Below are 19,900 nucleotides of genomic sequence, written 5' to 3' on the forward strand. Positions count from 1 at the left end.
TTATTCTACAAGTAGAATATGGCTACATTTTTTTAGGTTCATCATAAGTAGTACCAAATGTATCTACTTTAATTGACTCTATAATTACTTTTCTAGTAGGCATATCATTTTTGTCAGTCTCAACATTTTCTATTTTAGAAACTACATCTATCCCGTTAACAACCTTACCAAAAGAAGCATATTGGCCGTCTAAGTGAGGAGAATCCTTAGTCATTATAAAGAATTGACTTCCAGCACTATTTTTATTTTGACTTCTAGCCATAGATAATACTCCTTTAGTATGCTTTAAATCATTTTTAAACTTATTCTTAGTAAATTCTCCATAAATACTATATCCAGGGCCACCCATACCAGTGCCATCAGGGTCCCCACCTTGAATCATAAAGTCTTTTATTACTCTATGAAAAGTCAAGCCATCATAAAAACCATTATTAGCTAAGTATATAAAGTTACTAACTGTATTTGGGGCTATATGAGGGTATAGTTCAGCCTTAATAGTTCCAAAGTCTTTAAATATTATAGTAGCAATAGGAAGCTTTTCAGGTGGAGTTCTAACCTCATCAGCCATTTCATCATTTGAAGAACATCCAACTAAAGCTAAAGCTCCTGCAACTAAAGCGCCTATAAAACCTTTCTTTGTTTTAGTTCTCATAAAATCACCATCCTAATTAAATTTTAGTCGTTTTATTATAGCATAAAAAAATTAATAAAAGATTGATATATCTATATTTTTCCAATATGAATTTTTATTTTAGCATTATATATAAATTACTACATATAATATGTAAAATATTTATATATAAACTAAAAATACTTTTTACATTATGGAGGTAAAGACATGAAAAAAATACAAAAATACATATCAATACTTTGTATAGTATTTTTATTTTTAGTTATATCAGTTAATATAAATTCTTATGCAAATGAACCTATAATGGAGTACAAATTTACCGTAGAGCAACAAAAAGTAAAAAGAGCAGAGTTTATATGGAGAATCTGTATAGAAAAACTTAGACAAGAAAAAGTATTAAGTAACACAGATGCTAAAGCTATAAACAAATATATATCTGATAAAATGGAAAATAAAAGATATGAAGCTCATATCAATAACTATAAATATCAAAAAAATGCACTTAAAATAAAAAATGTAGATAATATTGTATCTAAAAATATAATAACGAAGGAACAGGGAGAAATATTGAAAAAAGAATTATCAAAGTATAATCTAAATAATTTAGAATACTAAAATGATATGTAGAAAATACATATAAAATAAGGTACTATAAAATGGAAAGGGGGGGATATAATGAAAAAATATAAAAATATAATATTTGATATTGATGGTACTATATTAAATACAGCAAATATGAACATATATCCATTAATCAAGCTAATTAAAGAAGAAAAAGAAATAGATATGACATATGAAAGTCTTTTATTTGCCTTGGGTCTTCCAGGAAAGAAAACTTTAGAGATATTAGGTTTTAATAATATTGACAAATCTTATGAAAAATGGGTTCAGTATGTAAATGAATATGAAAAAAAGGCAACACTCTATGATGGCATTAAAGATATTATAAAACATATGCACTCTAAAAATATAATATGTGGCATTGTAAGTTCTAAAAATAAGTCTCAATATGAAATTGACTTTATGCCTACAGGACTTCATGAGTGCATGAATGCTATAGTATTAGAAGAAGATACAAAATATCATAAGCCACACCCAGAACCACTAAAAAAAGTAATGGAAATACTAAATATAAATCCATATGATACATTATATGTAGGGGACTCCATATCGGACTATAATTGTTCTAAGAATTGTGAAGTAGACTTTGCTTTAGCTTTATGGGGAGCTGTAGATAAAAATATAAATGCAACTATAAGTTTAAATGAACCTAGTGATATATTAAATTTTATATAAAGATAAAATAGATTATGGTTATATAACCATAATCTATTTTTTATTATTTAAATTTATTTGTATACTTTTTATTTTTCTCATTTTTAAACATCTTAGATCTTTTTTCAAAAGAAGGACAAGTACCTTCTAACCTTTTTTTAGTAGTATTAGTCATTTTGACATTACTCTCTGAATTAAATTCTAAACTAGTATTTTTCTTCATAACAATTTTTCTACTATCATATCTTTATAGTTAGTATGTCTATATAATTTATAAAATATTTATTGTGAAAGTATATAAAATCATATTTATAAAAAGTAAAAAATGTTGACTTCCATAATAAAAAGAGTATTATATTGTTAGTACAAAAATAGAAATTTAACGAAATAAGAGGTGAAAATGTTGCATAAAATTAAGGTTCACATCAAAGAAAGTAGCTTGATATTAATTTCCTTTCTAAGATGGTTTGTGCTAGCATCTATATCTGGTGCTGTAGTTGGATTAGTAATATCTTTATTTTTAAATTGTTTACAATTTGCAACAAGTACAAGAAAATCTAATCCTTGGCTCTTATACCTACTTCCATTAGGAGGAGCATTAGTAAGTTACTTATATGCCAAGTTTGGAAGAGACTCAGCTAAGGGAAATAACCTTATAATTGAAAGAATTAATGAAGGTCAAGGCCATATACCGTTTAGGATGGCTCCACTGGTATTTTTTGGAACATTTATTACTCATTTATTTGGTGGATCAGCAGGTAGAGAAGGTACTGGAGTACAAATAGGTGCAAGTATTTCAGCAAAGATAGGTAGAATACTAAAATTAAAAGGATTAGATTATACAATATTAATAATAAGTGGAGTTAGCAGTGGTTTTGGAGTAGTATTTGGAACACCTATAGCAGGTACCGTATTTGGACTTGAGGTAAGCTCTATTGGCAAAATGAGATACGAAGCTATAATACCATGTTTTGTATCAAGTTATATTGGAAATTTTATAGCTAAATTACTTAATGTTCACCACAGTCATTACAATGTAGTTGATGTTATAGGTGGCGTTGATGTATTTTTTAAGGTAATATTGTGTGCGGCTTTATTTGGTCTTACTAGTAAACTATTTGCAGAACTTACACATGAATTAAAGAAATTTTTTAGCAAAAAAATACCAAATTCAACTTTAAAAAGTTTTATAGGCGGAATAATAATTATAATTATTGTATTAATACTTGGAACCAGAATATATTTAGGATTAAGTTTGGATTTACTAAGTGATTCATTTACAACAGTAGTTTCTAAAGATTCATTTATAATAAAACTAGTATTAACTTCACTTACTTTAGCTGTAGGTTTTCAAGGTGGTGAGGTAACTCCATTATTTGTAATAGGTGCTACACTTGGAAATTTACTTGCTGGAATAGTTGGATTACCTATTTCATTTTTAGCAGGTATGGGTATGATAGCTGTATTTGCTGGAGCAACCAAAACTCCTATATCATCATTTATAATGGGAATAGAGCTATTTGGTTCTTCGAATATAGAATATCTATTTATAGTTTGTGCAATAAGCTATGTGTTTGCAGGTAGAAGTACTATATATACATCTCAGAAAAATTCATTATTTAAACCAGATGAAGAAGATATATATACTTAAAGAGAATATATGATAATATAAGAATACATATTATTAAAAGGTAGGGAAAAATATGAGTAAAAAGGGTAATATTTTAATAGATTCACTTTTAGAAAAAGGGAATATTTATAAGTTAAAATGTAATAAATGTAAATCTATATCAGTTCAAATTACTGAAAATAAAGAGCCAGATTATAAATGCTCTGATTGTGATGGAATATATACGATAATTAAATAATATCCATGTAAAATGAAAGGAAAAAGTACTTACTAAAGTTAAATAACTTTAGTAAGTACTTTTTCTAATTTTATTCTCTAATAAATAATATTAAATTAAAAAATATATATGTAAATAGTACTTTTTATTTAAAACATTTAGAACATGGACTGTAACCTTTATTTAAAGCTTCTTTTTCAGTCAATTTTATAGCGCCCTTCATTCCATGAGAAGTTCTTGATTTATGATAGGAGTTAGACTTACTATTACCACCATTAGCATATACTACATTTTTATCATTTGAATTTATAGTATTAGAACTTTCCTCTTCATTTATCTTAGACATATCATATCCTTTATCAGTTACATACCCATTAATTGACCATATATTCAACTTATTAGATTTAGCTTCGCTTTGAGTTTTATTTAGTGCATCAAGATGTTTAGTTTGGTTGTATATATAGCCAACTCTTGCTAATCCTTCTTCTACAACTCTTTCATTATACATTTCTAATTTTTTGTGTTCAGGGCATGTATACCATAAATATCCAAGATATCTTCCATATTTATCTGTTGAAGTTTTTCCATCAAGTTCAAAGTAAACAGTATCTCCTTTTTTTAGCAATGATTTAGCAAATTCAGAAGCTTCCGGACCATATTTTTGTACACCAATATTTGGATGCTTAGTTTCTGGAGTATCTATTAATAATAATCTAGTATCAACTTCTTTATTATTAGGAAGTATTATTTCAACTGTATCTCCATCTACAACTCTATCAACAGTAGCTTTTATTACATCTTTAGAATTTACATCTAAACTTTGACTTACATTACTCTTATGATTAGAAATTTGACTATATAATACTTTAGAATTAGAAGTTTTACTAGTACATCCTGCAAAAAACAATGGTATTGATATTACAATAGATAGTAAACTTCTTTTATATTTTAGTTTTTCTAAAATTTTCATTTAATTCACCTCTTTTACATACTTTATATATAATACTATTTATATTAAATTTAATGCAACTATTTTGTAGTAAAATGATGAAATTTGTTCATGAAAATTTAAAATACTTTATATAAACTATAACAAATAAAAAATTTCATATATGTAAAAAACTTATCTTGTTTATCATTTAACTCTTTTTCTTTTTTTATCATAATATCTTTTACTTGTTCCTTACTTAAATTAGTTTTAGCTACTATATCTGTCATGTCTACATTATTATTAAGAAGCTTTTTAGCATATTCTATAGTTTTTTTGTATTCATCTTTTCTAAAGTTGCTCATATAGTATATCCTTTCAAATAATAGATTTATCTATAAAAAGATTTTTAACCTATACAAAATTTGTGCCTAAAAATGTTTATATAAGGATATAATGGGTATATAGTCATTAAATAATATTATATATAATTTAAAATTTAGATAAACTAAAACTTTTAGGAGGATACAAATGTCAAATTGTAGTTCATGTCCATCAAAATCAAGTTGTAAGAGCCAATCTACTTGTAATATAGAAAATAATCCAAAAAATAATATAAAAAAAGTTATAGGTGTTATGAGTGGTAAAGGTGGCGTTGGTAAATCAACTGTAACAGCACTACTTGCTAAGAAATTAAATAAAATGGGATATAAGGTTGGGATTCTTGATTCTGATATAACAGGACCTAGTATTCCAAGGCTTATGGGAGTATCAAATGAGAGAGCTATATCTCCAAATGGTAAAGATATATACCCTGTAATAACTAAAGAAAATATAAAAACTATGTCTGTAAACTACATGGTAGATAATGAAAATCAGCCAATAGTTTGGAAAGGTCCATTAATAGGAAATACTGTAAAGCAATTTTATAGGGATGTTATGTGGGAAGATTTAGATTATTTATTAATAGATATGCCTCCAGGTACAGGAGATGTAGCACTAACTGTTATGCAGTCTATTCCTTTAACTGGAATAGTAATGGTATCAGTTCCTCAAGATATGATATCAATGATAGTTGCCAAAGCTGTTAATATGGCCAAAATGCTAAATATTGATATATTAGGTGTAGTTGAAAATATGAGCTATATACAATGCCCTGATTGCGATAAAAAAATAAAGTTATTTGAAGGAGAAGAAACTGAAAAATTCTTGAGTGAAATGAATTTAAAGTTACTTGGAGAACTTCCTATGACTAAAGAAATAATAAATATAACTCACAATGGAGTAAATGAAATAAGTATGGAATTAGATAGTATACTAACAGGTATAGTGAATAATATAAAATAATTAATAAAAATAAAGCTGCTAAATTAGTAGCTTTATTTTTATTTTAAATCTATAATCTAATATATAATTAAGATAAGGGAGATGACTATTATGAAGCTTATAGATTTACATTGTGATACAATAGATAGATTGTTGGAAGAAGATAAAGATTTATATGAAAATAATTTTTCTGTAGACATAAAAAAGTTAAGAAAATCAAATTCTATTTTACAAGTATTTGCATTATATTTTGACCTAAATAAATATAGGTTAGATCCATATAAAAGGTTTGAAGACATGTATGAAAAATTTAATAAAGAGATAATTAAAAATAGGAAGTATATAGGTCTAGTAACAAGTTATCAGGATATAGTATCTAATATTAATAATAATAAAATATCAGCAATTCTTTCAATCGAAGAAGGAGGAGCTATAAATGGAAATATAGATAATTTATATAAAATACATGATAAAGGTGTTAGATTAATAACATTAACTTGGAATTATGAAAATGAAATAGGTTATCCTCATAATAATCACGATTTTAGATACAATTCTTTAAAGCCATTTGGGAAAAAAGTAGTTGAATGCATGAACGAACTTAATATGATAATAGATGTCTCTCATTTAAATGATGGAGGGTTTTATGATGTAGCGAATATATCTAAAAAGCCATTTGTAGCATCACATTCAAATGCTAGAAGTATAACTAATGTAACTAGAAATCTAAGTGATGATATGATAAAAATATTAGCAAATAGTGGTGGTGTTATGGGAATAAATTTCTGTAGTTATTTTACAGGAAAAAGCTCCATAACTAAAATAGATGATATAATATATCATATAAAACATATAGCAAATATTGGTGGAATAGATGTAATTTCTATAGGAAGTGATTTTGATGGAATAGAAAATGCAGTCGAAGTTTATGATATAGGTGAAATGGAAAAACTTTATTACTCACTAAAAAAAGCTGGATTTAAAGAATGTGAAATCGATAAAATGATGTATAAAAATGCATTAAGAGTTATAAAGGATGTTCTCTAGAAAGTTTTAAAAAGAATAGATTAACATAATATAAATCTAAAGAATATCATACATTAAAATGAGTTTTAGGAGGTATATTATGAAATATGCTAGCTATAAAAAAGGAGTTATAATTGATATAACTAGTTTTGAAAACGGTGAGTATATATTTATAACTATAGGCGAAGAGCCAGGTAATATATACACTTATACAAGGCTTGTATATTCTGATAAAACTTTAATACTAGATAACGAGTATAATGAAATATCTGTTAAAGATTTAAATATAGGAGACTTTGTAGTCGCATATCATTCTAACATTATGACCTTAAGTATACCACCACAGACTAATGTATATATAATTGAAGTTAAGTAGTCATATAAGGAGACAAAATATGAAAAAGCTAATGATTATAGAAGATTCAAAGACTATAAGAGAAGAGTTAAAAGCATTACTTAATAGATATGGTTATGAAGTATTTGCATCAGACAAGTTTGAAAATATAATAAAGGATATAGAAAATGAAAAACCACATTTGATATTATTAGATATTAATTTACCTATATATGATGGATTTTATATATGTAGAGAGATAAGAAAAATTTCTAATATACCAATAATAATAGTTACAAGTAGAGACAATGAAGTAGATGAACTTATGAGTATAAATTTAGGTGCAGATGATTTTGTAACTAAACCTTATAATACACAAATACTTTTAGCACGTATAAGTTCTGTATTAAAAAGAGTTTATAATGATTCAGAAAATATGGATATTCTTGAATTCAAGGATTTAAGTTTAAACCTATCAAAGGGAACTGTAAAATCATCTATAGGTTCTTTGGAAATTAGTAAAAATGATATAAAGATATTATCTTACCTTATAAAAAACAAAGAGAAAATAGTAACTAGAGAAGAATTAATGAACTACATGTGGAATTCAGACTTATATGTTGATGATAATACACTATCTGTAAATATAAATAGACTTAGAAAAAAATTAGAAGAAATAGGTCTTAAGGATTATATAGAGACTAGAAGAGGACTTGGGTATATAATGAAATAAAAAAGTGTAACTAATTTAGTTGCACTTTTTTTATTATACTTAAAATATATTATATATGTTTTTTAAAACGACAGATTATCTTGTTTTATGTAACTATATATATTTTTTTGAATATATATATACTAAAAGAAAATTATAAAATGGAGGGGTAAAATGTCTAAAAAAAACAACAAAAATTCTAAGACTAAAAAGATAAATCAGAAAAATTCAAAGAAGAAACCCCAAGAATCTGTAAATATAAATAATGAAATAAAACAGATATTACTAAAAAAATTAATAGAAAAGATAAAATAAAAACCTGATAGCATCAGGTTTTTATTTTATCTTTTTAAAGAATAAGATTAAAACTTACGGGAAAATTAAATAGTAAATTATAAAAATTATATAAGAGGTGCAGACATGGCAAATGAAAGACAAACTATAATACATAGTTCACTTGGTTCTGTATTTAGCGTTTTTAGTGAAGAAGAATTAAAAAAATTAACAAAAGAAGGTAAAAGAAGAATTGCTATCTCTGGAAAAATTAATTCTCCAGGTATAATAGAAGTTCCTAAAGGTGCAACACTTGCTGAAATAATAACTATGGCAGGAGGGCTATTAAATGATAGTGGATTTAAAGCAGCACAACTAGGTATGCCATTTGGAGGATTTATAACTGAAGATAATTTAGATCAAGAATTAGATTTTAAATTATTTGATAAAAACACAAGTCAAACTATAATAATTCTTTCTGACGAAGACTGTATAATACAATATGCTAAATTTTATATAGATTATCTTTTAGGTAAGATGCAAGATGGTAGTTTAGATAACTATTTAGTTGCTAAAAAAGAGATAATAAGAATGTGGAAGCTACTTGATAGAATCAGCAAAGGTAGAGCGAATATGAGAGATATTTTCTTTCTAAGAAGACTTGCAAGTACAGTAAAAGAAAAAGTTAATCAAAAACACAATATAATGGAAGAAATTATAGATAAGTTTTATGATGAGATAAAAGAACATATAGAAGGTCACCGATGTTATACATTTCAGTGTAACCATCTTATAAAGCTATCTATAACTAAAAAATGTATAGGATGTGGAGCTTGCAAAAGAGTTTGTCCGGTTGATTGTATTGAAGGAGAAAGAAAAAGTAGACATTACATAGATTATACAAGATGTACCCACTGTGGACAATGTGTAGCTGCTTGTCCAGTAAATGCTATAACTACAGGAAATAATACTTTTAGATTTTTAAGAGATCTAGCTACACCAAATAAGTTAGTAATAACTCAAATGGCACCTGCTGTTAGAGTTGCAATAGGTGAAGCTTTTGGACTTGAACCTGGTACTAATGTGGAAAATAAAATATCATCGGCGCTTAGACAGATTGGCGTAGATTATGTATTCGATACCACTTGGGCTGCAGATTTAACTATTATGGAGGAAGCTGCTGAACTTCAAGAGAGAATTGAAAAATATTACTCAGGTGATAAAAGTGTAAGACTTCCAATACTTACATCTTGTTGTCCTGCTTGGGTTAAATTTATAGAACAAAATTATGCTGATATGTTAGACGTACCATCATCTGCTAAGTCACCTATGCAGATGTTTGCAACGGTTGCAAAAGATATTTGGGCAAAAGAAAAAGGGCTAGAAAGAGACCAGGTAACATTGGTTTCTATAATGCCTTGTATAGCAAAAAAATACGAAGCTTCAAGGGCAGAGTTTTCACGTGATCTTAATTATGACGTTGATTACGTTATAACAACTAGTGAATTAATGACGTTATTTAAAGATTCAAATATAGATTTAAGTCAAATAGAGGATTCTCCTATTGATTCGGTACTGGGTGACTACACAGGAGGAGGAATAATATTTGGTAGAACAGGAGGAGTTATAGAAGCTGCGACTAGGACTCTTTATGAAAATATGACTGGTAAAAAACTAGAAAAAGTTGAATTTGAATCTCTTAGAGGATGGGATGGTCTAAGGGTAGCAGAAGTTAAAGTTAATGATTTAACATTAAGAATAGGTATTGCCTATGGTTTAAGAGAAGCTGGTAAACTCCTTGATAAAATAAGAAATAAAGAAGAATTTTTCCATGCTATTGAAATAATGGCATGTCCTTATGGATGTGTTGGTGGAGGTGGACAACCTAAAGCTAAAAAAAGACTTGAAACTCTTCAACAAAGAGCTGAAGGTTTAAATTCCATAGATAGATCATTAGACCTTAGAGTATCCAAAGATAATCCTAAGGTAAGAGCAATCTACGACAATCACTTAGATCATCCATTAAGCCATAAGGCACATGAATTGCTTCATACTGAATACTTTGTGAAGGTAAAAAGAGGAAAAGATGAAAACACTGATGCAAGTAAAGAAGAATAGAAACTTACTTAAATAATGATCTTTAAAGAAAGAGTGAATTTTATGGGTAATAAAAAAATCTTTTTGAGAGATATTAAAAATAATGAACAAATAAAAACCTCTCTTATGGTTATGAAATATCTTCATAGGGATGGTAATAAATATGTATTTAATATGAGTGATAAAAGTGGTCATATTAAAGCTAAACTTCCTTACAGAGTACCATTAGGTAAAGTTTTATCAATAGATTGTAAGCAGAATTCTATATTAGATATAGAAGAATTTGATGAAATTAAGGATTATGACCTCAAGGATTATTTACCAACAACTAAAGAGCCTATAGAAAATATACTAAATGAAATAGAAGAAATATCAAAAAAATATATAATATCTACAGAAGGTAAACTATTAAATGATTATTTTTTCAAAGATGAAGAATTTTTAAATAAGTTTAAAGAAGCTATAGGTGGAGTATCCATGCATCATAATTATATAGGAGGTCTTGCTGAACACACTTTAAATGTAATGTACTTGACAAAAGTGTTATGTGAAAGATACTCTTGCAAAAGAAAAGAAATAGCAATATTAAGTGCTAAGCTTCATGATATAGGTAAATTATATGAGCTTGAATACCATGGTCCATTTAAGTATACTCTACAAGGAGAATTAGAAGGACATATAGTAATTGGAGTACAAATGTTAGATAGAGCTTTTAATAATATAGATTATACATTTAGTGAAGAATTTATAAGAAGAATAAAAGGATGTGTAACTCAACATCATGGTAAAATAGAATATGGTTCTCCAAGGCCAGCTAACATGGAAGAATCATTTATAATAAATTATGCAGATTCAGTCGATGCTACTATGAATAAGATAGTTCAAATAAAAGATAATACAAGCGATGATGAATGGTCTGAGTATGATAGAAGGCTAGAAACAAAGCTTTATTTATAAAACATAAATAATTCTAAAATTAAAAACTATATGAAATTTTGTTTAAAATAAAGTCACGAGTAAAACTTGTGACTTTATTTTTTATATAATCTGCATGTAATAATATCAATGATTTGTTATACTTGTTTATATATAAATAAAAACATAAGGAGAATGATATGAATAAAAAAATAGGATTTATAGGTTGTGGTAATATGGCTAAAGCTATGATTAAAGGAATTATAAATTCAAAGCTTATTAGACCTGAAAACATATATGCGTCAGCTTTAAGTGAAAATACTTTAAATAATGCAAAAGATGAATTTAATATAAATACAACAAAAGATTCAAGAGAAGTTGTATTAAGGTCAGACATAATTGTTATTGCTGTAAAACCTAATATATATGATATAGTACTTGATAATATTAAAGACGTAATAGATAATAAAATAATAGTAACTATTGCAGCTGGAAAAACTATATACTCTATAGAAAATATAATAGGCGATGATAAAAAAATAATAAGAACTATGCCAAATACTCCAGCGCTTGTAAACGAAGGTATGAGTGCACTTTGTAAAAATAAAAATATATCGGATCAAGATTTAAAAGATGTAAAGAGTATTTTTGATTCATTTGGGAAAAGTGAAGTAGTAGATGAAAACTTAATACATGCTGTTATAGGAGCGAGTGGTTCATCTCCTGCATATGTATTTATGTTTATAGAGGCTATGGCAGACTCATGCGTATCTCATGGTATGTCAAGGGATATGGCTTATAAATTTACATCTCAGGCTGTTATGGGAGCGGCTAAGATGGTATTAGAAACAAATATTCATCCAGGTGAATTAAAAGATATGGTGTGCTCTCCAGGAGGAACTACTATAGAAGCTGTAAAATCTTTAGAAGAAGAAGGTTTTAGGAAATCTATAATAAAAGCAATAGATAACTGTATTGATAAGTCAAAAAAAATGAGTAATGCTGACCTTTCTAAAAAATAAATTATAATGTATAATGAATAGTTGTATAAAATATTAATATAAGTTTTATAAATTTATATTTGGGTAAATTATGTAGAATAAAGTAGAACTACAGAGTTTAAATACCCATTATAATTATTTTATAATAAATATAAATTAATTTAATTAAAATAAAGATATAAAAGATTAAGGAGACATATATGAATAAAGTGGAATTACTAGCACCAGCAGGTGACTTAGAAAGATTAAAAATAGCTTTTACTTATGGTGCAGATGCTGTTTATCTTGGTGGAGAAATATTTGGCATGAGATCGGCTGCTAAAAACTTTACTATAGAGCAAATGGCTGAAGGTGTAGAATTTGCACATGAAAGAGGAAAGAAAGTTTTCGTTACAGTAAATATAATACCAAGAAATGAAGAATTAGACCAACTAAAAGCATATTTATTAGAATTAGATAGAATAAATGTAGATGCAGTTATTGTAAGTGATCCTGGTATATTTACTATAGTTAAAGAAACAATACCTAACATGGAAATACACATTAGTACTCAAGCTAGTACAACCAATTCATTAGCATCAAACTTTTGGTATAAAGAAGGTGCTAAAAGAGTAGTTATGGCTAGAGAATTATCATTTAAGGAAATAAAAGAAATAAGAGACAATGCTGCTGAAGATATGGATATAGAAGCTTTTGTTCATGGAGCTATGTGTATGTCATATTCAGGAAAATGTGTAATAAGTAACTATACAACAGGAAGAGATGCAAACAGAGGTGCTTGCGCTCAACCTTGTAGATGGAAATATACTTTAGTTGATGAAGTTAATCCTGGTCAGTATGAAAAAGTTGTAGATGAAATAGATTCTTCATTTTTCTTTAATTCAAAAGATTTATGTATGATAGAATACATACCACAAATAATTGAAAGTGGTATAACAAGCTTAAAAATAGAAGGTAGAATGAAAACGGCGTATTATGTGGCTACTACTGTTAGAGCATATAGAATGGCACTTGATGAATATTATAAAAACCCTACTGATTGGAAATTTAATCCTATGTGGCTAGAAGAACTCAAAAAGGGAAGTCATAGAGATTATAGTACTGGATTTTTCATTGATAGACCAAGCGAAAAAGCACACAACTATGACTCAGCTTCATATATAAGAAATTATGATTTTATAGGAATAGTTAGGGATTATGAAGAAGAAACTGGCCTTTATATAGTAGAGCAAAGAAACAAAATGAATGTGTTAGATAAAATAGAAGTTATAGGTCCATTTAAAGAAACAGTTAATGCAACAATTCTTGAAATGTACAATGAATATGGTGAAGAGATAGAATCTGCTCCACATGCAAGACAAATTGTTAAAATAAAGTTAGATGTTAAAGTAGATAAAGATTATATGTTAAGAAAACCAATTGTAAATATAAGAACAATTAAATAAAATGTAAATAAAAAGTCCTAGTATTAATTTATTAGGACTTTTTATTTACATTTTATTTGAAAAAAATATATATTAAAGATTAAAGATGAAGTATATAGCAAAATTTTGTATTAAATTATATAAAGGGAATGCCAATTATAGAGTTGAATATATATTAAAACAATATTTATTGTTCAATAAGGAGAAAAATAGTATGAAATTTATTAAAGAATCTATTGTAATATGTATACTTGTAGTTTCATTTATAATATTTATATCTTCATCAAATGAGAAAGTGAACGAAAATATTAAAATAAAAAGCTATGTTCTATCTAGTACTAAGGAAAATTTAAATAAAGAAAATGTAAGGCTCATAGAAAAAAATAGAGCCTCAAATATTACCTATAAAAGAGAAGATATTACTGTTGAAAGTGGAGTAAAAAAAGAAGAACTTGAGAATGTATTTGAGAATTATAAAGGTGCATCTACTATGATTCATCTTTCAGAGGCATTTGTCGATGCCGAGGAACTTTATGGTGTAAATGCATTTACAATGGCAGCTATAGTAGCTCTTGAAAGTGGATTTGCTACATCAAGAAGAGCTGTTGAAGATAATAATTTAACTGGATTTGAAGTCTATACAGATGAATCGAAGGGAAAATTATTTTCTACTCAATATGAATCAGTCTTATATACCGCTAAGCACCTTGCTAAAAACTACCTTACAAAAGGAGCTATTTATTATGAAGGGGTATCTGTAGATGATGTACAGATACATTATTGTCCTGATGAAGGAAAAAATAAGGAGTGGGAAGTAAAGGTAGATAAATTAGCTTCTGGATTCTTAGATGTATATAAAAAACTTTACGCAAATGAATAAAAATATATCTAATGTATTAGCTTATAAGAATATATATTAATCATAAGATATTATATATATTTATAGATAGGAGGATAATTTATGCAACATGAAAAGGCTGAGTATATAGAGATAACATCTAGAGAATTAGATATATTAAAGTTTATAAATCTAGAACAATTTGATTTAAAAAAATGTTCTAAGCAATTTAATTTATCTTTAAATGAAATTTCACAACTAATATTAGATATTAGAAAAAAAGTAACAATAGCTATCATAGAAGATATTCCCATAAAAATAACTCAATGTGAGACAAAGGAAAAAGTAAATACTATTTGTAAATTTAGGTGCGCTATTTGCGGAAGTATTTATACTATAGATTATACAAATGAAGAAATAACATGTCCATTATGCTTTTCGAAAGAGGTTATGACAAATCAAGATGCTGGTTTTCTAAAATAAATTAATTTAAAGTGTAAAATCTATGTAAAATACTTTAGATTAATTATAATCATAAATAAGTATTTTACATAGAATCTATCTAATTTATTACAAATCCACCATTAGAACTTATAACTTGGCCTGTTATAAAATTTGATTTTTCACTAGCTAAAAATAAAGCTAAATTAGCTATATCCAGCGGAGTGCCTAATCTTAACAATGGAGTTTCATTTTTTAAATACTCAATAACATCTTCATGTATACCATTTAACATATCTGTTTGTATAACTCCAGGTGCTATAGCATTAACTTGAATATTAGAAGGTCCTAATTCTTTTGCTAAAGCTTTTGTCATACCTATTAGTGCAGCTTTCGATGTAGAATATGCTACCTCATATGATGCTCCAACCATTCCCCAGATAGAAGATATATTTATTATTTTACCACTATGTTCATATAACATATATTTTACTGCAGATTTAGTAGTGTAAAAAACACTATTTAAATTTGTATTTATTATATTATTCCAATCTTCATTAGTTGTATCTGTAAACATCTTATAATCAGTTATTCCAGCATTATTTATAAGTACATCAATTCTTTCAAAAGTACCGATACAAAACTTAACCATTGCATCTGCTTCTAAAGGATTTGATATATCTGCCTTATATAAAACTACTGAATATCCTTTTGAGATTAGTTCATCGTAAAGTTCATTGGCTTCTTTTTCTGATTTATTATAATTTATTAAAACATTATATTCATTTTTAGCAAATACTTTTGCCATTTCACGACCAATACCCCTAGAGGCACCTGTTATTAAAACTGTTTTTTTATTCATATTTAGTTTTAACCTTTCTTAAGTCTATTTTAAAAGAAAAAATTTATATGATTGTAAAATCTATATAAACCTACACTTTATAATTTTTGTAATATATTATCCATTTCTTTACTTGTTAGTTTTCTCCATTTTCCAGTGGGTATTCCCTTTAGGGTTAAATCCATTATTCTCACTCTTTTTAATTTTACAACATTATACCCAAACACTTCACACATTCTACGTATTTGTCTGTTTAATCCTTGAGATAATATAATTTTAAATGTACGATCATTTATTTTACTAACATGGCATTTTTTAGTTATAACCCATTTATTATTAACAGGATTAAATATTTTAACGCCAGAACTCATTTTTTCTATAAATTTTTGATTTATATTCTTATCAACTGTAACAACATATTCTTTTTCATGATTATTTTCAGACCTTAATATTTTATTTACGATAGATCCATCATTTGTTAAAAGTATTAATCCCTCTGATGGTTTATCAAGTCTTCCAATAGGAAATATTCTTTCTGGATAGTTTATATAATCAATTATATTACCTTTAACATGACGTTCTGTTGTACATGTTATACCAACAGGTTTATTTAATGCTATATATACATTATTCTTTTTAGGAGTAATTCTTTTTCCATTAACTTTTACAATATCATTAACCTCAACAGGCTGACCTATTTTGGCTATTTTTCCATTTATAGAAACTTTTCCTTGTTGTATTAATTTATCAGCTTCTCTCCTAGAACACATTCCAGTAGAGCTAATGTAATTGTTTAGCCTCATATCGTTCTCCTTTGTTTCTTCATCTTAAATAATACTTTTAAAGTATATTACAGTTGAATATGTTAATCAAGGTACAAATGATGACTTAAATATGTTTAATTAATATAATGATAGTCTTTATATAATACATTTTTAAAATATAGGGGGATTCTTAAAAACGAATTATATAACAATATTTAAATAATAATATATGCATAAATGGCAAAAAAACTCGAGTTTATATTTTTAACTTCCTTATAAACATACGTAAACATACGAATTATATATATTTATATATTTCGATTTGAATTTATTTTTTATAGTAACAAATTACAGAAATTTTTCATAGTATTTAGTAACACTATTAAAAACTCCCTACAATAATCTTAAGACAAGAGTTATCTAGCTTTTTCAAAGATAAAACCAATAATTTAACTTAATGTAGGCTAGTTATGATAGTTAATAAAGTGACTTAGGTTTAAGTCACTTTATTTTTTTGAATTTTATTTTGGGCTAGTACATATATATAATTATATAAATATTAAGGGAGGAGAGAAGTTTTGAATAGTTTATTTATAAATATATTAACAGTTTTCTTTGTTTTAGTAATACTTATTTATAGCATTATAAATGTAATCTTAAATAAAGCTTTATATAATTATATAAATAGTGATTATATAAGTTTAAATGAGCATAACCAAAGAAGTATGAAATATAAATCTATAAAAGAGAAATATGATTTATACTTACTAGAAAATAGTCATGCTCAAGTTAATATAACTACATTTATTGAGGAAGTTTGTTCCAATTTAACATTTAAAAAAAGATATGTACTTGATAATATTAAATCGATAAAGAGCTCATCATCTAACTGTATATTGCTTGGTGTATTAGGAACATTTGTTGGACTTTCGTTAATGCTTTTAAGTATAAATACTAGCGATATAATAAATTCACTTCCTCAGACTATAAGTTCGATGCAAACTGCGTTTATAACTAGTATTTGCGGAATAGTTAGCTCTATTGTATTAAATACTATACTTTCTCGTAATGATTGTGAACAAATATTAACTATGTTTATGCTAAAATGCGAAAATTTACTAACTTCTGATGTAACTCATAATAAATCTAAAGACTTAGATAATAAAATAGAAGATGTAAAAGATACTATAAAGCAAATTAGTAAATCAATAGAATCTATAGAGAAGTTTGATGATATATCAAAAGATTTAAATAGATTTAATAAAGAATTTATAAACAGTATAAAGACGTTAGAGAACTTACTTCTAGGATCTTCAGACTCTATAAAAGTATTTGATCAAGATATTAGAAAATTAGATAAACAATTTAATATATTGAATGTAAGATTTAATAAATTATTTGATAAATATGATGTTCAAGAGGATATAAATAAAGAAATATTATTAGATATAAAGCTTACTTCTAAAAACATAAATGAGTCTGTTGAAAATCAATATAAAATGAGAGAATTTTTAAGAAGCTTATCTGCTAACTTTGCTTTATATGAAAGAACTGCTCAAGATTTATTAGTTAAGCTTGTAGACTATGAAAAAAATATATCTAATATGCAAGGTAACATAAACAAAGAGCAAATAAACCTAGATCAAACAATAAAACATTTAGCATCTGTAATAGCAATTTCAAGTCAAGATATAGATGAAAAATTGAATATGATATTTGATTACATAGAAATTTATAAAGAAGCTGTTGCTATGGATTATATGAAAGAAGATAGATATAAGACTGAAAATCAAGAAGAAATTTATGATATAGAAGAAAGTAACTCTAATTATAGTAAATCTAATGAGTTATTAAGGACTTCAGATGTATTAAGAAAGAAAAGACAAAATAAGTTCATATCTATAGATTCAAAAAAAAGAAATAAATTAAGTAAATCATCTTTAAATAAATTAATTGGAGATGGTAAAGATGATAAATAAATACAGAAGAACTATTAATAAAGAGTTTGAGAAGAGTAGCTTTTGGCCAACTTTTACAGATATGATAGCAACTGTACTAATGGTTATAATGCTCATACTTTTTAGTAGTGAATCTATAACGGGTTCAGTTGAAAAAGATTTAGCAAAAAGTATAAATGATTCAGTTAAAAACACATTAAAAGATAATGGATTAAATGTATTGATTGATGAAAAGAGCGGATTAGTAACCTTTGGAGAAAGTACATTGTTTGATGTAGATAGTTATGAGTTAAAACAAGAAGCCAAAGAAATGCTTAAAATATTTATTCCAAGGTACGTAGAAGCTCTTTATAGTAATTATGAGGGTAATATATCAAAAATAGTAATAAAAGGTCATACAGATGATGTTGGGAGTTATTTATACAATCTAGATTTATCCCAAAAAAGGGCTTATAGTGTAGCTACATTTATAGTAGGTGAGGAAATTGGAGATTATAAATATAAAGATAAGGTATTAAAGGATATCGAAGCTATAGGTAGATCTGAGGCTGAGCTTATAAAAAATACCGACGGTACTATAAATAAAGATGCATCAAGAAGAGTAGAGTTAATGTATGAAATTGATGTTGATTAACAAAAAGGTGGATATAAACCACCTTTTTATAATTTTACATATCAAAAACATCTATTAACCATTTAGAACTATGATTATCTCGGCAAAGGTATATCCAAGACTCATATGTACTATTTATATTTTTAGGAGCAGTATAATCAACTTTATACTTAACTTTATAGATTCTAATATTATCTATGCTTTTTTTGCTATATTTTGTATATGACTTTAATAAACTGTTGTTTGTTTCTCTTTCTAGTGATTTTAATGTAATTTTGTCTATATAATTTAATTTAGAACTTAATAAATTAGTTTCATCTTGATCTGTAATAATTTGATTTATTTTAGATATGTCTTTTTTATTGATTGAGTTAAAATATTCATTTACAACTTCTCTAGAGCTATCATTTTTTTCTATACCTTCAGATTTTATTGTTGCTAAAAAAGAAAATATAAGCATAGGTATTAAAAGTAGTAATGCTAATGTCTGGTTACTCTTAGTTTTATTTTTTATGAAATCACCTCCTAATTAACAATTTTAATTAAGTTAATGCTTAAATTCAGGTATTTATGCCTAGAAAAGGTGCACTTAATTATAGTATACTATCATATAAGCTAAAAATAAATTATAAGTTAAAATTTGTTAATACTTAATG

General features: G+C 26.3%; 24 protein-coding genes. 17 read left to right on the top strand and 7 right to left on the bottom strand.

Going from position 1 to position 19,900, the window contains the following annotated elements:
* Window positions 1-22 precede the first annotated feature (22 nt).
* Window positions 23-568 carry a peptidylprolyl isomerase gene (locus tag I2H23_RS03950; protein WP_240276264.1) on the bottom strand — a complete coding sequence of 182 codons (546 nt, stop codon included), beginning with the start codon at window positions 566-568 and terminating at the stop codon, window positions 23-25.
* A gap of 270 nt (window positions 569-838) precedes the next feature.
* Between I2H23_RS03950 and I2H23_RS03955 the strand changes: the two genes are divergently transcribed.
* Together I2H23_RS03955 and I2H23_RS03960 are read left to right on the top strand one after the other, a co-directional pair.
* On the top strand, window positions 839-1,246 hold the full coding sequence (locus tag I2H23_RS03955) for a hypothetical protein (RefSeq protein ID WP_166505381.1): 408 nt from the start codon (window positions 839-841) through the stop codon (window positions 1,244-1,246).
* 60 nt (window positions 1,247-1,306) lie between these two features.
* Window positions 1,307-1,927 carry an HAD family hydrolase gene (locus I2H23_RS03960; RefSeq protein WP_166505382.1) on the top strand — a complete coding sequence of 207 codons (621 nt, stop codon included), beginning with the start codon at window positions 1,307-1,309 and terminating at the stop codon, window positions 1,925-1,927.
* Between the two features lie 43 nt (window positions 1,928-1,970).
* Here the strand turns inward: I2H23_RS03960 and I2H23_RS03965 are convergent, their stop codons facing one another.
* Window positions 1,971-2,129 (bottom strand): hypothetical protein, encoded by a 159-nt coding sequence (locus I2H23_RS03965; protein ID WP_166505383.1) that lies wholly within the window; start codon window positions 2,127-2,129, stop codon window positions 1,971-1,973.
* Window positions 2,130-2,306: 177 nt separating this feature from the next.
* On the opposite strand from I2H23_RS03965, the gene I2H23_RS03970 reads away from it, so the two are divergent.
* Together I2H23_RS03970 and I2H23_RS03975 are read left to right on the top strand one after the other, a co-directional pair.
* Window positions 2,307-3,557 (top strand): chloride channel protein, encoded by a 1,251-nt coding sequence (locus I2H23_RS03970; RefSeq protein ID WP_202819469.1) that lies wholly within the window; start codon window positions 2,307-2,309, stop codon window positions 3,555-3,557.
* Between the two features lie 52 nt (window positions 3,558-3,609).
* A complete protein-coding gene (locus I2H23_RS03975; protein WP_166505384.1) occupies window positions 3,610-3,774 on the top strand; it encodes a hypothetical protein in 165 nt (54 codons plus the stop codon).
* Window positions 3,775-3,898: 124 nt separating this feature from the next.
* On the opposite strand, the gene I2H23_RS03980 is transcribed toward I2H23_RS03975, so the two are convergent.
* Together I2H23_RS03980 and I2H23_RS03985 are read right to left on the bottom strand one after the other, a co-directional pair.
* On the bottom strand, window positions 3,899-4,723 hold the full coding sequence (locus I2H23_RS03980) for a thermonuclease family protein (RefSeq protein WP_092925907.1): 825 nt from the start codon (window positions 4,721-4,723) through the stop codon (window positions 3,899-3,901).
* Window positions 4,724-4,821: 98 nt separating this feature from the next.
* Window positions 4,822-5,046, bottom strand: coding sequence for a hypothetical protein (locus tag I2H23_RS03985; RefSeq protein WP_092925905.1), 225 nt, complete (start codon window positions 5,044-5,046; stop codon window positions 4,822-4,824).
* A 166-nt stretch (window positions 5,047-5,212) separates the two neighbouring features.
* Between I2H23_RS03985 and I2H23_RS03990 the strand changes: the two genes are divergently transcribed.
* From I2H23_RS03990 to I2H23_RS04040, 11 genes are all read left to right on the top strand, one after another.
* A complete protein-coding gene (locus I2H23_RS03990) occupies window positions 5,213-6,028 on the top strand; it encodes an Mrp/NBP35 family ATP-binding protein (protein WP_092925903.1) in 816 nt (271 codons plus the stop codon).
* Window positions 6,029-6,118: 90 nt separating this feature from the next.
* Window positions 6,119-7,054: a dipeptidase gene (locus tag I2H23_RS03995; RefSeq protein WP_092925901.1), complete on the top strand. Its 936-nt coding sequence runs from the start codon at window positions 6,119-6,121 to the stop codon at window positions 7,052-7,054.
* Window positions 7,055-7,133: 79 nt separating this feature from the next.
* Window positions 7,134-7,409 (top strand): hypothetical protein, encoded by a 276-nt coding sequence (locus tag I2H23_RS04000; RefSeq protein WP_166505386.1) that lies wholly within the window; start codon window positions 7,134-7,136, stop codon window positions 7,407-7,409.
* A gap of 19 nt (window positions 7,410-7,428) precedes the next feature.
* Window positions 7,429-8,100, top strand: a complete 672-nt coding sequence (locus tag I2H23_RS04005) for a response regulator transcription factor (protein WP_092925897.1) — start codon at window positions 7,429-7,431, stop codon at window positions 8,098-8,100.
* A 153-nt stretch (window positions 8,101-8,253) separates the two neighbouring features.
* On the top strand, window positions 8,254-8,394 hold the full coding sequence (locus tag I2H23_RS04010; protein ID WP_166505387.1) for a hypothetical protein: 141 nt from the start codon (window positions 8,254-8,256) through the stop codon (window positions 8,392-8,394).
* Window positions 8,395-8,499: 105 nt separating this feature from the next.
* On the top strand, window positions 8,500-10,470 hold the full coding sequence (locus I2H23_RS04015; protein ID WP_092925895.1) for a [FeFe] hydrogenase, group A: 1,971 nt from the start codon (window positions 8,500-8,502) through the stop codon (window positions 10,468-10,470).
* A gap of 42 nt (window positions 10,471-10,512) precedes the next feature.
* Entirely contained in the window at window positions 10,513-11,406 is an 894-nt protein-coding gene (locus I2H23_RS04020) for an HD domain-containing protein (RefSeq protein ID WP_166505388.1), read from the top strand.
* A 158-nt stretch (window positions 11,407-11,564) separates the two neighbouring features.
* Window positions 11,565-12,386, top strand: coding sequence for a pyrroline-5-carboxylate reductase (gene proC / locus I2H23_RS04025; protein WP_195581113.1), 822 nt, complete (start codon window positions 11,565-11,567; stop codon window positions 12,384-12,386).
* A 179-nt stretch (window positions 12,387-12,565) separates the two neighbouring features.
* Window positions 12,566-13,810, top strand: coding sequence for a peptidase U32 family protein (locus tag I2H23_RS04030; protein WP_166505390.1), 1,245 nt, complete (start codon window positions 12,566-12,568; stop codon window positions 13,808-13,810).
* Between the two features lie 193 nt (window positions 13,811-14,003).
* The gene (locus I2H23_RS04035) at window positions 14,004-14,669 is read left to right on the top strand and encodes a glucosaminidase domain-containing protein (RefSeq protein ID WP_195581114.1); all 666 of its coding nucleotides are present in this window, start codon (window positions 14,004-14,006) and stop codon (window positions 14,667-14,669) included.
* A gap of 81 nt (window positions 14,670-14,750) precedes the next feature.
* Window positions 14,751-15,110 carry a hypothetical protein gene (locus tag I2H23_RS04040; protein ID WP_092925885.1) on the top strand — a complete coding sequence of 120 codons (360 nt, stop codon included), beginning with the start codon at window positions 14,751-14,753 and terminating at the stop codon, window positions 15,108-15,110.
* Between the two features lie 79 nt (window positions 15,111-15,189).
* Here I2H23_RS04040 and ymfI read toward each other — a convergent pair whose 3' ends face one another.
* Both ymfI and rluF read right to left on the bottom strand, forming a co-directional pair.
* Window positions 15,190-15,930, bottom strand: coding sequence for an elongation factor P 5-aminopentanone reductase (ymfI, locus tag I2H23_RS04045; protein ID WP_195581115.1), 741 nt, complete (start codon window positions 15,928-15,930; stop codon window positions 15,190-15,192).
* 77 nt (window positions 15,931-16,007) lie between these two features.
* Window positions 16,008-16,712 (bottom strand): 23S rRNA pseudouridine(2604) synthase RluF, encoded by a 705-nt coding sequence (gene rluF, locus I2H23_RS04050; protein WP_092925881.1) that lies wholly within the window; start codon window positions 16,710-16,712, stop codon window positions 16,008-16,010.
* 539 nt (window positions 16,713-17,251) lie between these two features.
* On the opposite strand from rluF, the gene I2H23_RS04055 reads away from it, so the two are divergent.
* Both I2H23_RS04055 and I2H23_RS04060 read left to right on the top strand, forming a co-directional pair.
* The gene (locus I2H23_RS04055) at window positions 17,252-18,652 is read left to right on the top strand and encodes a MotA/TolQ/ExbB proton channel family protein (protein WP_166505393.1); all 1,401 of its coding nucleotides are present in this window, start codon (window positions 17,252-17,254) and stop codon (window positions 18,650-18,652) included.
* Window positions 18,642-19,265 carry an OmpA family protein gene (locus I2H23_RS04060; RefSeq protein WP_092925877.1) on the top strand — a complete coding sequence of 208 codons (624 nt, stop codon included), beginning with the start codon at window positions 18,642-18,644 and terminating at the stop codon, window positions 19,263-19,265. Before I2H23_RS04055 ends, I2H23_RS04060 begins: the two co-directional genes overlap by 11 nt.
* Before the next feature lie 34 nt (window positions 19,266-19,299).
* Here the strand turns inward: I2H23_RS04060 and I2H23_RS04065 are convergent, their stop codons facing one another.
* Window positions 19,300-19,704 (bottom strand): DUF4829 domain-containing protein, encoded by a 405-nt coding sequence (locus tag I2H23_RS04065; RefSeq protein WP_092925875.1) that lies wholly within the window; start codon window positions 19,702-19,704, stop codon window positions 19,300-19,302.
* Between the last annotated feature and the right edge of the window lie 196 nt (window positions 19,705-19,900).

The organism is Romboutsia sp. BSD2780061687b_171204_C1, assembly GCF_015560225.1.
GTDB lineage: Bacteria > Bacillota > Clostridia > Peptostreptococcales > Peptostreptococcaceae > Romboutsia_C > Romboutsia_C hominis.

What these genes read in the sequence shown, in the direction of transcription:
- I2H23_RS03975 (WP_166505384.1), top strand. Translation starts at nt 3,610, where the DNA reads ATGAGTAAAAAGGGTAATATTTTAATAGATTCACTTTTAGAAAAAGGG.
- I2H23_RS04010 (WP_166505387.1), top strand. Translation starts at nt 8,254, where the DNA reads ATGTCTAAAAAAAACAACAAAAATTCTAAGACTAAAAAGATAAATCAG.
- I2H23_RS04065 (WP_092925875.1), bottom strand. Translation starts at nt 19,704, where the DNA reads ATGCTTATATTTTCTTTTTTAGCAACAATAAAATCTGAAGGTATAGAA.
- I2H23_RS04000 (WP_166505386.1), top strand. Translation starts at nt 7,134, where the DNA reads ATGAAATATGCTAGCTATAAAAAAGGAGTTATAATTGATATAACTAGT.
- rluF (WP_092925881.1), bottom strand. Translation starts at nt 16,712, where the DNA reads ATGAGGCTAAACAATTACATTAGCTCTACTGGAATGTGTTCTAGGAGA.
- I2H23_RS03985 (WP_092925905.1), bottom strand. Translation starts at nt 5,046, where the DNA reads ATGAGCAACTTTAGAAAAGATGAATACAAAAAAACTATAGAATATGCT.
- I2H23_RS03990 (WP_092925903.1), top strand. Translation starts at nt 5,213, where the DNA reads ATGTCAAATTGTAGTTCATGTCCATCAAAATCAAGTTGTAAGAGCCAA.
- I2H23_RS03970 (WP_202819469.1), top strand. Translation starts at nt 2,307, where the DNA reads ATGTTGCATAAAATTAAGGTTCACATCAAAGAAAGTAGCTTGATATTA.
- I2H23_RS04035 (WP_195581114.1), top strand. Translation starts at nt 14,004, where the DNA reads ATGAAATTTATTAAAGAATCTATTGTAATATGTATACTTGTAGTTTCA.
- I2H23_RS04015 (WP_092925895.1), top strand. Translation starts at nt 8,500, where the DNA reads ATGGCAAATGAAAGACAAACTATAATACATAGTTCACTTGGTTCTGTA.
- I2H23_RS04030 (WP_166505390.1), top strand. Translation starts at nt 12,566, where the DNA reads ATGAATAAAGTGGAATTACTAGCACCAGCAGGTGACTTAGAAAGATTA.
- I2H23_RS03955 (WP_166505381.1), top strand. Translation starts at nt 839, where the DNA reads ATGAAAAAAATACAAAAATACATATCAATACTTTGTATAGTATTTTTA.
- proC (WP_195581113.1), top strand. Translation starts at nt 11,565, where the DNA reads ATGAATAAAAAAATAGGATTTATAGGTTGTGGTAATATGGCTAAAGCT.
- I2H23_RS03950 (WP_240276264.1), bottom strand. Translation starts at nt 568, where the DNA reads ATGGCTGATGAGGTTAGAACTCCACCTGAAAAGCTTCCTATTGCTACT.
- I2H23_RS03980 (WP_092925907.1), bottom strand. Translation starts at nt 4,723, where the DNA reads ATGAAAATTTTAGAAAAACTAAAATATAAAAGAAGTTTACTATCTATT.
- I2H23_RS04060 (WP_092925877.1), top strand. Translation starts at nt 18,642, where the DNA reads ATGATAAATAAATACAGAAGAACTATTAATAAAGAGTTTGAGAAGAGT.
- I2H23_RS04005 (WP_092925897.1), top strand. Translation starts at nt 7,429, where the DNA reads ATGAAAAAGCTAATGATTATAGAAGATTCAAAGACTATAAGAGAAGAG.
- I2H23_RS03960 (WP_166505382.1), top strand. Translation starts at nt 1,307, where the DNA reads ATGAAAAAATATAAAAATATAATATTTGATATTGATGGTACTATATTA.
- I2H23_RS04040 (WP_092925885.1), top strand. Translation starts at nt 14,751, where the DNA reads ATGCAACATGAAAAGGCTGAGTATATAGAGATAACATCTAGAGAATTA.
- I2H23_RS04020 (WP_166505388.1), top strand. Translation starts at nt 10,513, where the DNA reads ATGGGTAATAAAAAAATCTTTTTGAGAGATATTAAAAATAATGAACAA.
- I2H23_RS03965 (WP_166505383.1), bottom strand. Translation starts at nt 2,129, where the DNA reads ATGAAGAAAAATACTAGTTTAGAATTTAATTCAGAGAGTAATGTCAAA.
- ymfI (WP_195581115.1), bottom strand. Translation starts at nt 15,930, where the DNA reads ATGAATAAAAAAACAGTTTTAATAACAGGTGCCTCTAGGGGTATTGGT.
- I2H23_RS03995 (WP_092925901.1), top strand. Translation starts at nt 6,119, where the DNA reads ATGAAGCTTATAGATTTACATTGTGATACAATAGATAGATTGTTGGAA.